We start from the raw sequence: 11,849 nt of genomic DNA on the forward strand, positions 1-11,849 counted from the left end.
GCGCCTCCTGTGAGCCGCTGAGCGGCCACAAGAGGCGCCTTTGTCTGCAGCCTGGGAAAACCCCGCTGCGGATACCGCAGCGGGGTTTTCGCGCTCACTCGGCCTTGTCGCCCTGCTTGCCCGGCTCCGCATGCCCCTCCGGCCCGCTCCCCTGCTTTCGGGCGATCTCCCGCCGCACCACGGGCGCCACCCGGGTGCCGAAGAGCTCGATCGCCCGCAGCACCGCCTTGTGCGGCAGGCTGCCCACGGTGAGCTGCAGCAGGAACCGCTGGTGACCGAACAGCTCGTGCTGGTACAGGATCTTCTCGATCACCTGCTCGGGGCTGCCGACGAAGTCCGCCCCCCGGAGGCTGCGGGACGCCTCGAACTGGGCCCGGGTCATGGGGGGCCAGCCCCGCTCCCGCCCGAGCTGGTCCATCACTGCCTTGAACGCCGGGAAGGCCAGGTCGGCGGCGTCCTGCGACCGATCGGCGATGAAGCCGTGGGAGTTGATGCTGAGGGCAGGCGGCTCATGCCCGTTCGCCTCAGCCGCCCTGCGGTGCAGCTCGACCAGCGGCCGGAACCGCTCCGGCAGCCCGCCGATGATGGCCAGGGCCATGGGCAGCCCCAGGGCCCCCGCCCGGACGGCGGAGTACTGCGTCCCGCCCACGGCCACCCAGATGGGCAGCCGCTCCTGCACCGGACGGGGGTAGACGCCCTCCCCGTGCAGGGCGGGCCGGAACCGCCCCTCCCACGTGACCTGTTCCGACTCCCGCAGCTTCAGCAGGAGGTCCAGCTTCTCCGCAAAGAGCGCGTCATAATCGTCCAGGTCATAGCCGAAGAGCGGGAAAGACTCGATGAAGGAGCCCCGGCCCACCATGATCTCGGCCCGGCCTCCGGAAAGCAGGTCCACCGTGGCGAACTGCTGGAAGACCCGCACCGGGTCGTCGGAACTGAGCACGGTGACCGCGCTGGTGAGGCGGATCCGCTTCGTCCGCACCGCCGCCGCGGCGAGGATGGTGGCGGGCGACGAGGAGACGTACTCCGGCCGGTGGTGCTCGCCGATGCCGAAGACGTCGAGCCCCACCTGGTCGGCCAGCTCGATCTCCTCCATCAGGTTGCGGATTCGCTCCGCCGGGCTGAGCCGCACGCCGGTGACGGGGTCCGGCGTCGTCTCCACGAACGTGTAGATTCCGAGCTCCAAGGCATCATCCCCTGTCTCGTCGTACGCCCCGCTGCCCCCGTCAGCGGGTCACCGCCACCTGCTTGGCCACGAACTCCTCCACCTGCCGCACGGTCTTGGCGTCGCGGCTGTAGAGCCGGTCGACCAGGTCGCCCTTGCGGAACACCAGGAGCGTCGGGATTCCCCGCACGTCGAAGCGCTCGGCCAGGTCAGGGCTGGCGTCGGTGTCCACCACGGCGAAGTGCAGCTGCGGGAAGCGCTCGGGGAAAGCGGCGTAGGCGTCCTTGATGCGCCGGCAGTCGGGACACCAGTCGGCGCTGAAGTTGACGACCAGATGGTCGAACTCGCGGAGGGCCGCGTCAAACGTTGCCGCAGTCAACCTCTGCATCAATATGTACCTCCTCCACCCCGCACCGGCGAAATCCGTGCGGGGAAGGTCTCCTGCTCTAGAGACGCCCGGGTACCCCGGTGCGGTATGGCTGCCGGCCCTCGCAGGAAACTACAAGGGCAGGGCGAAGAGTTCTGCGGGTGATGACGTTGACCATTCTGCTGGAAATCTCAGACCTGCACCACCCCGATGGCCTGCACGGAATCTCCCTGAAGCTGGCCCCCGGCGAGGTGCTGGCCGTGGTGGGCAGCCACGGCAACGGAAAGGCTCCCCTGCTGGAACTGCTTACGGGCATCGGGCGCCCGTCCCGGGGGTACATCCGCATCTGCGGCCACGAGCCCGGCAGCCCCATGGCAAGCAGCCGGCTGGGCGTGGCCGGCTCCGCCTGGGGGCTCAACCCGGCGCACACGGTGGCGGAGACGCTGACGCTGTATGCGCGGCTCTGGTCGCTTCCCCCGGCGAAAGCTGGGAAGGTGGCTGCCGACCTGGAACTGACCGCCCGCCGCAACACCCTGGTGGCCGACCTCTCGCCGGGCGAGGCGGCGCGCCTGCGCCTCGCCCGCGCGCTGCTGCACGACCCGGCGCTGCTTGTCCTGGACGAACCAGTGGGCGACGTCGATCTGGAGAGCGCGGAGATCATCGAGGGGGCCATCGGCGCCGCGGCCGACCGCGGGATAGGTGTGCTGATCACCACCTTCGGGCATCCGCGCACGCTTCGCCTGGCCAGCCGCGTCTACTACCTCGAAAACGGGCGGTTCGTGGAGCCTGCGCCCGCGCCCCCGCAGGGCGTGCCTGCCCCGGCAGCCGGCAGCGCACGGCTTGACCGGCCCCGGGTGGAACAGATTGCCGCCCGGAGAGACGACCGTGTGGTGCTCTTCTCCCCCGCCGAGATTCTCTACGCTTACGCGCAGGAGAAGAGCGTCTATCTGCACACCGCCGAAGGGGACTGGACGGCTTCCTTCACGCTGTCCGAACTGGAGGAGCGGCTGGCCGCCCACGGTTTCTACCGGGCCCACCGCGGCTATCTGGTCAACCTCGCCCATGTGCGGGAGATCGTCCCCTGGACCCGCAGCAGCTTCTCGCTGCGCCTCAAAGACGGCTCGGAAGTGCCGCTCAGCAAGCACCGGGTCGCGGAGTTGAAGGCGCTGCTGGGGTGGTGACCGGCACCCGCTCCCTCGCCCGCCCATCCGGCGCCTGACCCACTCAGCCCCGCCTGTGCACCATTCGTCCCCTTCCCGGCACCAGTCGTCGCTCCGGCGCACCCGCCGTCGCCCGCATGCTGCATGCCCCTCACCCCCCTGTCAGAATGGGGCTGAGGTGAGATGATGGATGATCGTACTGACCGGGGTGACCAAGTGCTACGGTTCCGTAACGGCCCTGAGCGACCTCAGTCTCGAAGTCCGCACAGGTGAGACCTTCGGACTGCTCGGCCCCAACGGCGCCGGCAAGACCACCACCCTGCGGCTGGTCGCCGGGCTCGCCCGACCCACCCGGGGGCGGGTGCGGGTGGCCGGGCTCGATCCCTGGCAGAACGGCGAGGCCATCCGCCGGCAGATGGGCGTCGTGCTGGAGGGCGGCCTGCTCTACGACGGGCTGACCGTGCTGGAGAACCTCGTGCTGTTCGCCGGGCTGTTCGGCGTGCCGCGACAGGCGGCCCTCGACGCCCTGGAACAGATGGGGGTGGCCGACCTGCAGCACCGGCTTGCCGGTCGGCTTTCGAAAGGTCAGCGCCAGCGGGTGGCCCTGGCACGGGCCATTCTGCACCGCCCCCGCCTCCTCTACCTGGACGAGCCCACCTCGGGTCTCGATCCGGCGGCGGCGGCCGAACTGCACGCGCTCATCCGCAGCCTGCGCAGCCAGGGCGTCACCATTCTCCTGAGTAGCCACGACATGGCCGAAGTGGAGGCGCTCTGCGACCGGGTCGGCCTCCTCCGGGAAGGCCGCCTGGTGGCCTGTGATACGCCGGCCAGGCTCAAGGAGACGCATGGCCCTTCCCTGACTGACGCATTCATCCGGCTGACAAGGAGGGCCGACTGATGCGGTACATCAGCCTGATACAGGGCGAGTTCTGGGCGCTGAAGCGCAACCGGCGGATGTGGATGTTCATCCTCATGATGCTGGGCATGGCGGCCGTCTATGCCCTCGACGCGCAGGATGGCGGCACGTTCGTGCCGATGGTCCTGGTCGTCACCATCTACACCGGCACCTGGCAGATGACGGTCAACTCCCTCGTGGAGGAGAAGGAGCGGCGGACGCTCGAGGCCCTGCTGGTGACCCCGGCCCGGCCGCTGGAGATCATCGGCGCCAAGGCCACGGTGGGGGTCCTGCTGGCCGCGCTCCTTTCGGCCGTGATCCTGTTGCTCTTCCGGCAGCCCCCCCGGTCGCCCCTGGTGCTGCTGGCCGGCCTGGGGCTCGCCATCGGCTTCGCCACCGCCTCCGGCGCCCTCATCGGTATCGTCGCCCGGGATCTGAAAACCTCCTCTCTCTACCGCACGCCGGTGCTGGCCTTGCTGGTGGGCGCAACCATCGTTCCCTGGCAGGAGTCCGGGTGGGCGATCGCGGAAATCATGCGCTGGCTGCCCACCCGTCCGGTTCAGGAGCTGCTCTGGGGCGGCTGGACGGGTGCGCCGGTGCCCCTCACCCGGAACAGCGCCGTCATGCTTTTCTACACCCTGCTGCTGCTTGCCGTCGATGCCCGCATGCTCCGGCAGCAGGCCACCCAACGCTAACGTGCCGTTTCCGCTCCGAAAGGATGATGCCCCTTGCTGCACGTGATCTACGACCCCCACGACTCCACGGCCTGGTATCCCAACTTCCTCTCCGGGCTCCGCAAGGGCCTGGACGAGGCGGGCGTCGAGTACGAGTATTCGACCCGCATGCCCGAGCGGCCCCGGGGCCCCGTCTTCTTCACCCGCTACACGATCCAGAAGCAACTGCTGGAAGCGCCGGAGCCGCCTGAGCACGTCATCATCCACGAGCACGACATCTGGAACCCCTTCACCAACGCTTACGACCCGGCCGACCTGTGGATCTACCGCCACCCGTCGCTGGCGGCCATCCTCGTCACGAACCCCTCCATGGTGCCCTGGGGCCAGCGCTACCTTCCCGCCGGGTCGCGGGCGCGGGTGGTCGCCGCCGGCTTCCCCTACGACCACACGCTCATCAACCGGGTGATCGCCGAGGTCAAGCCCGGCCCTGATCGGGAGCGGCTGGTGGTCTTCCCGGGCCGGCTCAACGAGTTCTACCAGCCCTACCTCGCGGTGCGGATGGCCTTCGAGCTGATGGACCGGGGCTACCGCGTCTTCATCGCCTCGCCGATCGACCCGCTCTCCTACTACCCCGTGGAGCTGTGGCGGCAGATGGGCATCGGGGTGGGGCGCCTGCCCCACGAGGAGTACTACCGGCTGCTCGCCCGGGCGCAGGCCGCCGTCTCCACCACCACGGGCGGCAGCCTCACCCTCGCCCTGTACGAGGCCTACCTCCTGGGCGCCACGCCCATCGCACCGGCGGGCCGGCCCGACCTGCCTCCGTGGACCGAGGTCTATCACCCCCGGTACGACGCCCTCAACCCTCGGGAGGCCATCGAAATGGTAGAGCAGCGCACCCCGGTCACGGTCGACCGGCGCTGGTTCGACATCCGCCACTACGTGGAGACCCTGATGGGAGTGGCCGGCCCCTGGATTTAGCCGCGCTGCCACAAAAAACGCCCCCCTCCCGCGCGGAGCGCGGAAGGGGGCGCCGCTTTGTGTTGGAACCGATGCTACTCCTCCCGCGTACCCAACTGGGAGTCGAGGAAGAGCAGGGCACTCTTGCTGTCGCCCGCCATGCGGAGCTTCTGCAGCACCTCGTCGGCGCTCTTCTCCTCCTCCACCTGCTCCTCGATGAACCACTGGAGCAGCGGCAGCGAGGCGTAGTCCTTCTCCTCCACCGCCAGGGCGTACAGCTTGTGAATCATCGCGGTAATCTTCTGCTCGTGCGCCAGCACGGCCTCGAAGACGGCCACCGGCGAGGCATAGTCACACGAGGGCTCGGGAATCGCCTGCAGCTGGACCCGGCCGCCGCGGTCGTTCACGTGGCGGTAAAACTTCATCGCATGCTCCAGCTCTTCCTTCGCCTGGACCTCCAGCCAGTGCGCCATGCCCGGCAGGTTGACGGACTCGCAGTACGCCGCCATGCCGAGGTAGATGTAGGCCGAGCTGAGTTCGTTTTTGATCTGCTCGTTCAGTGCCGCTTCCATGGTCCTGTTCACGGGAATCGCCTCCTTGATTCGACCGGGTTGATGCCCGTGTCGTTCTACATTTCCCCGTTGGCAGGCAACCCTCCTGCAAAATTGTCGGCGGCTTTTCCAGAGATCACCGAGCCGATGGGCTGGGTGAACCCGTCACCCGGTGCCGGGGGCAGTGCAAGTCGGCCATCTTCGGGAAGAGCAGGCCGCGTGCTCACGCCGCCTGCCCCAGCCGGTGCCCAGCCCAGACCGCCACCAGCCCCAGCGCGAGGCTGAAAGCCACGTTGGCGGCAGCCGGCAGCCAGCGGCCGGCCTCCAGGAGAAGCACCGTGTCCACGGACCAGGTGGAAAAGGTGGTAAACGCGCCGATGAACCCTGTCGTCAACGGCACCCGCCAGGCCTCTGGAAGGCGCCCCCGCTCGATGCCGTAACCCACCACGAAGCCCAACAGTGCAGAGCCGAGCAGGTTGATGACGAGCGTCGCCACAGGGAAGGCCGAGGGCAGGAGCGCCGTCAGCCACTGGCCGAGACCATGGCGAGCCAGAGCCCCCAGGGCGCCGCCTGCCGCGACGCCGATCACGGGCCCCCGGTTCATGGCCCCCACCCCATGGCAAGTCCTGCCCCAGCAGCCAGGAGGCCCAACACCACGCTCGCTGCGGCGTTCAGGAAGGCCAAGCGGCGGTCGCCCCGCCGCAGGGCATGGTACTGGTCGAGTTGCCAGGTCGAGAATGTGGTGAACGCACCGAGAAAACCGGTTCCGAGCACGGCCTTCACCTCAGGCGCCAGGGCGCCGCGGCCCACGAACAGGCCGGTCACCAACCCCAGAAGAAACGAACCGGCAGTGTTGACGACCAACGTACCCCAGGGGAAAGCCCGGCCGCCCGGCAGGCGGCCAATCCACGTGCCAACGAGATGGCGGGCCACCGCACCTGCGGCGCCCGCCACGCCAATCAGTACCCAGTCCACGTCACAACTCCTCATCTCACTGGCGCAACTTGCCGCGCACGTAGGGCTCCGGCCACACCACCTCGTGGCCCAGCGCGTGGGCGGCCGCCAGCGGGAAGTACGGGTTGCGCAGCAGCTCCCGGCCCAGCAGCACCACATCCGCCTGGCCGCTGCGCAGCACGGCGTCGGCCTGCTGCGGCGCGGTGATGAGCCCCACCGCCCCGGTGGCGATGCCGGCCTCCCGGCGGATGCGCTCGGCGAAGGCCACCTGGTAGCCGGGTCCGATGCTGGGGATGTGCTGCCTGGGCGAGTTGCCGCCCGTGGAAACGTCCACCAGGTCGACGCCCCAGTCCTTCATCTGGCGGGCGAGTTCCACCGACTGGTCGGCGTCCCAGCCGCCCTCCACCCACTCGGTGGCCGAGATGCGCACCCACACCGGACGGTCAGCGGGGAAGGCCGCGCGCACCGCCTCGTAGACCCGCCGGAGCAGGCGCGACCGGTTCTCGAAGCTGCCGCCGTACTCGTCCGTGCGCCGGTTCGAGAGCGGCGAGAGGAACTCGCAGAGCAGGTAGCCGTGGGCGGCGTGGATCTCCACCACGTCGCAGCCCAGCTCCCCTGCCCGCCGGGCCGCCGCCTCGAAGGCGGCCACCACGCGGTCGATGCCCTCCCGGTCCAGTTCCTCCGGCGTCACCCAATCCGAGTCATACGGGATGGCGCTGGGCGCCACGGCCGGCTCCGGCCCGACGCCCTTCCGGGGCGACCAGGCCTTCCGCCCGGCGTGGGCCAGCTGGATGCCGAAGGCCGCGCCCTGCTCGTGCACGAAGCGGGCGATGCGGGCGAGCGCCTCCGCCTGCTCGTCGTTCCAGAGCCCGAGGTCGTTCACGGAGATGCGACCCCGCGGCTCCACCGCGGTGGCCTCGGTGAGGATGAGGCCGGCCCCGCCCACGGCCCGGGTGCCGTAGTGGACGAGGTGCCAGTCGGTGGCAATGCCGTCCGTGCCGGCGACGTACATGCACATCGGCGACATGACGATGCGGTTGCGAAGCGTCACAGACCGCTGGGTCAGTGGCTCGAACAGATGGGCCATCCCCTTGAACCTCCCTGCTGCAGACTGCGTTGCGCGGGCAGACGGTTACCCGTCGCCCCGGCCGCGCCGGTATTCGTTCCTTCGTGAATTATAGCGCATCGCTCTGGTAAGCGTCTAAAGCACCGCGCGCAGGATCAGCGTCGCGATGGAGAAGTAGACCAGCATGGAGGTCGTGTCGGTGATCGTGGCGATGAAGGGACCCGAGGCCACCGCCGGGTCGAGCCCGATGCGCTGGATGATCACCGGCACCAGCGATCCGGCGGCCTTGGCGAGCATCAGGTTGATGGTGATCGAGAGGCCGACGATCAGGCCGATCCAGGGAGAGCCGTTCCAGAGCATGGCCGTGAGGCCCAGCACGACCCCGCACACCAGGCCGATGACCAGGCCGATGCGGGCCTCGCGCCACACCACGCGCCACACCTGCTCCCCTTCCATCTCCCCGGTGGCCAGGCCGCGCACCACCACCGTGAGCGCCTGCGTGGCGGCGTTGCCCGCCCCGCCCGCCATGGTGGTGATGAAAATGGCCAGGGCCGTCACCCGGTCCATCAGAGGGGTAAAGTGCTCGATCACCTTGCCGGAGACCAGGCTCAGGAAGAGCAGCCCCAGCAGCCAGGGCAGGCGCGAGCCAATCGCCGGCCAGATGGAGCCCTCAAGGTCGAGTTCCTGCTCCGCCTCCGACACGCCGCCGGCGCGGTAGATGTCTTCCGTGGCCTCCTCCTCCAGGACGTCGATGACGTCGTCGACCGTGACGATGCCCCGCAGGATCTGCTGGTCGTCCACCACCGGCACCGCCAGCAGGTTGTACTTCTGCACGATCCGGGCGACCTCTTCCTGGTCTTCGCCCACGTGGACCGACACCACGTTGGTGCGCATGATGGACTGGATCACCGTGTCAGGCGGCGCCACGATCAGCTCCCGCAGGGAGAGCACGCCCACCAGCCGCTCCCGAACGTCGACGACGTAGACGTAGTATGCCGTCTCCGCGGAGGGGGCCAGTCGCCTGAGCTCGTCGATGGCCTCCTGCACGGTGCAGTGGGCGTGGATCGCCACGAACTCGGTGGTCATGATGCCGCCGGCCGTGTCCTCCGGGAAGCCCATCAGTTCCCGGACGTCGGTGGCATCCTCGCGGGTCATCAGCTGCAGCAGGGCCCCCGACTCTTCCGGCTCCAGTTCGGCCAGAAGGTCGGCGACGTCGTCCGCCGACATCTCGTCCAGGATGGCCTTGGCCTGCTCCGGCGCCAGCTGGGTCACGATGGCCGCCTGCTCCGGCAGCTCCAGCTCGGCGATGGCCTCGGCCGCCGTCGGCCCGGCGAGCAGGCGGACCACAGCCGCCCGCTGCTCCTCCTCCAGCTCCTGCAACAGCTCGGCAAGGTCGGCCGGGTGGAGTTCGGCGAGGAGGGCACGCAGTTCGTCTTCGCGGTGCTGCTGCAGCAGGACGATGGTCTGGTCAAGCGTTCCGATCAGTTCCGGGTTCACTGGCCTCGCCTCCTTTTCCTCTGGAGCTCGCCGCCCCCTCAGAAAAGAGAAGACGGCCATGCGGAGGCCCGCACAGCCGTGACGAAGCGCAGGAACAGCCGGGTCAGGCAAGACCTACAACCGGCGCGCGGCAGTAAGCCTCACCTGCTCTGGCGGTTCGAGGCGGTGGGCTGTGAAAACGGATGGGCCTCCTACAGGGTTCCGCAAACTCCAGTAATCAAGACTGGGTCCCGCATCCATTTTCCGTACCCACCTCCTTCGGTCCGCCACCATGAAAGGCGCCCCGTTCAAAGGGCGCCTCGTTGTCGAAACGTCCTTCTGTATTGTAAACACCGAGGGGAGCAGATGCAACCACCTAGACCAAAAGTTTCTGCATGAAGTCTTTAACGGCAACCTGCGCCTCCTGCCGGTAGAGCAGCTCCGGGTGGCCGGCCCGGGGCACCAGCTGGAACCGGCCCTGCGGCACCAGCCGGGCCAGTTCCTGGCCCTGCGCCAGGGGCACCATCTGGTCCCGGTCGCCCTGCACCACCAGCACGGGGACGGGAAGCGTTGCCAGCGCCACGGGGTCGAACCCGGGCCACGTGGCCAGGAGGTCCCCCAGCGCCGCCGCCAGCCGCTCCCAGGGCACGGCGACGTGCTTTGCCGCCAACTGCTGCGCCCAGAGCGGCGACCGCTGCCGGATGGCCTCCGGGGCGAAAACGGCCCGTGCGCCCTCGGCCGGGCGGATGCGGGAGGCCAGCACCACGAGGCCCGACGCCAGGCCCCGCAGGGCCAGTTCGACCCCGACCATGCCCCCCAGGCTGTAGCCCACCACCACGGGTGCGCCGAGGCCCAGGTGCTGGATCAGGGCGGCGACGGCGTCTGCCATCCCGCCGATGGTGAGCGGGCCGGGGGCGGCCTCTGCCCGCACCTCGCCGCCCTTTGCGGGCATGGAGCGGCCGTGGCCCGGCAGGTCCGGCCGGACCAGTCTGAGGCCCAGCGGCTCCAGCGCCTCCACCAGGGGCGCCATCGACTCGTGGGTCTGGAGGGCGGCGTGCAGAAGCAGCACCGGCCGGCCAGAGGCCGGCCCGGACTCGGCGTAGAACAGGCTGCCATGCGTCGTGGTGAGGAAGGGCATGGGCGTCGACTCCTCCGGCGTTTCGTTGCTCATCCTCTTAGACTCCCCAACGGCCAGGGAAGTGACCGTCAACCTGCCGCCCGTTTCACCACCGTGAAGTTATCCTCCAGCAAGAGCCAGTTCTGCGGAAAGGCGAGGCCCAGCTTCCAGTAGCTGATGCCCCGGAGCCCCAGTTCCCGCATCAGGTCAAACTTGGCCTGGATGGAGCGGGCGTCCTCGAACCAGACCTCGTGGGTGCGGCCCTGCGGGTCGACGTAGCGGTAGAACGGCGCCTGCGCCGTGGCCTCGAACTGGATGGCCACGCCGCGCTGGGCCGCGATGCGGATGGCCTCCTGCGGGCTGATGGCCCGGGCGAACTCGCCCCCGGGGCGGTAGGGCAGGGTCCAGTCGTAGCCGTAGAGGTTCTGCCCCATCATGATCTTCTCTGCCGGCATCTGGGTGAGGGCGAAGTCCAGCACCCGGCGCACCTGGTCGATGGGCGAGACGGCCATCGGCGGCCCGCCGCTGTAGCCCCACTCGTAAGTCATCAGCACCACGAAGTCCACCGTCTGGCCGTGGAAGGCGTAGTCGTGCGCCTCGTACCACTGGCCCGCCTGCTCGGCGCTCACCTTCGGCGCCAGGGCGGTGGAAATGAGGGCCCCCTCGGCGTGGACCAGGTCGGCCGCGCGCCGCAGGAACCGGTTGTAGGCCTCCCGGTCCTGCGGCCGCAGGAACTCGAAGTCAAAGTGCACGTCGCGGAAGCCCATCTGCCGGATGAGCCGCTGGATCTCCTGCAGCAGCCGGTCCTGCACCGCCTGGTCGTTCAGGATCGCCTGGCCCAGCGAGGCGCTGAACCCGCCCTCCTCCAGGTTGGTCACCACCAGCATGGGCACAGCTCCGCCCTCCCGTGCGATCTGGAGCAGGCCGTCAAGCGGCGGCGCCTGCAGCGAGCCGTCCCGCTGCACCCGGTAGCTGAAGGGAGCCAGGTAGGTGAGGTGGGGCACCGCCTCCCGCGCGGAGGCGAGGAGGTTTGCGCTCACACTCTCGCCGAAAGGTTCCACGTAGGCGTTGGCCTCTTTCCGGGGCCGGGGACCCGGGGGTATGTAGAGCCGGAGACTCACAGTAAGCGGTGCGGTCTGGGGGATGCCGTTGATGCGGGCCAGTTCGGCAGGTGCGACGCCGAACCGCTGGCCAATCGACCAAAGGGAGTCGCCCGGCTGAACCCAGTAGTACTGGCCGGTGATGGGGATCACCAGGGCCTGCCCGACGACCAGGTAGGGGATGTCCGCGAGCTGGTTGGCCTGGGCGATCGCCTCGGGGGTGACGCTGTAGGTGCGGGCGATGCTGTAGAGCGACTGCCCCGGCGCGACCACGTGAATCTGCATGGCGCTCAGCCTCCCATGGGGCATTCCAGATAGGATCATCGTATGCCGAGGCGGCGCCCGGGGAACCGCAGACAGACGGAACAGA

The 11,849-nt window shown here is 69.1% G+C and carries 13 protein-coding genes; 4 read left to right on the forward strand and 9 right to left on the reverse strand.

Features of this window, described 5'->3' with window-relative positions; translation table 11 throughout:
• Positions 1-94: 94 nt before the first annotated feature.
• Positions 95-1,183, reverse strand: coding sequence for an LLM class flavin-dependent oxidoreductase (locus tag AB2385_RS08270; RefSeq protein WP_367654488.1), 1,089 nt, complete (start codon positions 1,181-1,183; stop codon positions 95-97).
• A 40-nt stretch (positions 1,184-1,223) separates the two neighbouring features.
• The gene (locus tag AB2385_RS08275; protein WP_367654489.1) at positions 1,224-1,550 is read right to left on the reverse strand and encodes a thioredoxin family protein; all 327 of its coding nucleotides are present in this window, start codon (positions 1,548-1,550) and stop codon (positions 1,224-1,226) included.
• Positions 1,551-1,693: 143 nt separating this feature from the next.
• Here AB2385_RS08275 and AB2385_RS08280 point away from each other — a divergent pair, with 143 nt between their 5' ends.
• The 4 genes from AB2385_RS08280 to AB2385_RS08295 all read left to right on the forward strand — a co-directional run bounded on the left by AB2385_RS08280 (position 1,694) and on the right by AB2385_RS08295 (position 5,236).
• Positions 1,694-2,710, forward strand: a complete 1,017-nt coding sequence (locus AB2385_RS08280) for a LytTR family transcriptional regulator DNA-binding domain-containing protein (protein ID WP_367654490.1) — start codon at positions 1,694-1,696, stop codon at positions 2,708-2,710.
• 169 nt (positions 2,711-2,879) lie between these two features.
• Positions 2,880-3,587: an ABC transporter ATP-binding protein gene (locus AB2385_RS08285; RefSeq protein WP_367654491.1), complete on the forward strand. Its 708-nt coding sequence runs from the start codon at positions 2,880-2,882 to the stop codon at positions 3,585-3,587.
• The gene (locus AB2385_RS08290) at positions 3,587-4,279 is read left to right on the forward strand and encodes an ABC transporter permease (RefSeq protein WP_367654492.1); all 693 of its coding nucleotides are present in this window, start codon (positions 3,587-3,589) and stop codon (positions 4,277-4,279) included. The genes AB2385_RS08285 and AB2385_RS08290 overlap by 1 nt, the downstream gene beginning before the upstream one ends.
• A 42-nt stretch (positions 4,280-4,321) precedes the next feature.
• Positions 4,322-5,236 (forward strand): hypothetical protein, encoded by a 915-nt coding sequence (locus AB2385_RS08295; RefSeq protein WP_367654541.1) that lies wholly within the window; start codon positions 4,322-4,324, stop codon positions 5,234-5,236.
• 74 nt (positions 5,237-5,310) lie between these two features.
• Here the strand turns inward: AB2385_RS08295 and AB2385_RS08300 are convergent, their stop codons facing one another.
• From AB2385_RS08300 to AB2385_RS08330, 7 genes are all read right to left on the reverse strand, one after another.
• Positions 5,311-5,799 (reverse strand): ferritin, encoded by a 489-nt coding sequence (locus AB2385_RS08300; RefSeq protein ID WP_367654493.1) that lies wholly within the window; start codon positions 5,797-5,799, stop codon positions 5,311-5,313.
• A 190-nt stretch (positions 5,800-5,989) separates the two neighbouring features.
• Positions 5,990-6,370, reverse strand: a complete 381-nt coding sequence (crcB, locus tag AB2385_RS08305) for a fluoride efflux transporter CrcB (RefSeq protein WP_367654494.1) — start codon at positions 6,368-6,370, stop codon at positions 5,990-5,992.
• On the reverse strand, positions 6,367-6,741 hold the full coding sequence (locus AB2385_RS08310) for a CrcB family protein (protein ID WP_367654495.1): 375 nt from the start codon (positions 6,739-6,741) through the stop codon (positions 6,367-6,369). The genes crcB and AB2385_RS08310 overlap by 4 nt, the downstream gene beginning before the upstream one ends.
• A 16-nt stretch (positions 6,742-6,757) precedes the next feature.
• The gene (locus tag AB2385_RS08315; RefSeq protein WP_367654496.1) at positions 6,758-7,807 is read right to left on the reverse strand and encodes an NADH:flavin oxidoreductase/NADH oxidase; all 1,050 of its coding nucleotides are present in this window, start codon (positions 7,805-7,807) and stop codon (positions 6,758-6,760) included.
• Between the two features lie 114 nt (positions 7,808-7,921).
• Complete coding sequence (gene mgtE, locus AB2385_RS08320) at positions 7,922-9,283, reverse strand: magnesium transporter (protein WP_367654497.1); 1,362 nt, start codon at positions 9,281-9,283, stop codon at positions 7,922-7,924.
• Positions 9,284-9,638: 355 nt separating this feature from the next.
• Complete coding sequence (locus AB2385_RS08325) at positions 9,639-10,433, reverse strand: alpha/beta fold hydrolase (protein ID WP_367654498.1); 795 nt, start codon at positions 10,431-10,433, stop codon at positions 9,639-9,641.
• A 35-nt stretch (positions 10,434-10,468) separates the two neighbouring features.
• Positions 10,469-11,764 (reverse strand): LysM peptidoglycan-binding domain-containing protein, encoded by a 1,296-nt coding sequence (locus tag AB2385_RS08330; RefSeq protein WP_367654499.1) that lies wholly within the window; start codon positions 11,762-11,764, stop codon positions 10,469-10,471.
• Positions 11,765-11,849 lie beyond the last annotated feature (85 nt).

It is taken from the genome of Symbiobacterium sp., assembly GCF_040797425.1.
Classification (GTDB): domain Bacteria; phylum Bacillota; class Sulfobacillia; order Symbiobacteriales; family Symbiobacteriaceae; genus Symbiobacterium.

Excerpts from the sequence above, each read along its gene's own strand:
- AB2385_RS08275 (WP_367654489.1), bottom strand. The coding sequence starts at position 1,550 with ATGCAGAGGTTGACTGCGGCAACGTTTGACGCGGCCCTCCGCGAGTTC.
- AB2385_RS08280 (WP_367654490.1), top strand. The coding sequence starts at position 1,694 with ATGACGTTGACCATTCTGCTGGAAATCTCAGACCTGCACCACCCCGAT.
- AB2385_RS08285 (WP_367654491.1), top strand. The coding sequence starts at position 2,880 with ATGATCGTACTGACCGGGGTGACCAAGTGCTACGGTTCCGTAACGGCC.
- AB2385_RS08290 (WP_367654492.1), top strand. The coding sequence starts at position 3,587 with ATGCGGTACATCAGCCTGATACAGGGCGAGTTCTGGGCGCTGAAGCGC.
- crcB (WP_367654494.1), bottom strand. The coding sequence starts at position 6,370 with ATGAACCGGGGGCCCGTGATCGGCGTCGCGGCAGGCGGCGCCCTGGGG.
- AB2385_RS08315 (WP_367654496.1), bottom strand. The coding sequence starts at position 7,807 with ATGGCCCATCTGTTCGAGCCACTGACCCAGCGGTCTGTGACGCTTCGC.
- AB2385_RS08325 (WP_367654498.1), bottom strand. The coding sequence starts at position 10,433 with ATGAGCAACGAAACGCCGGAGGAGTCGACGCCCATGCCCTTCCTCACC.
- AB2385_RS08330 (WP_367654499.1), bottom strand. The coding sequence starts at position 11,764 with ATGCAGATTCACGTGGTCGCGCCGGGGCAGTCGCTCTACAGCATCGCC.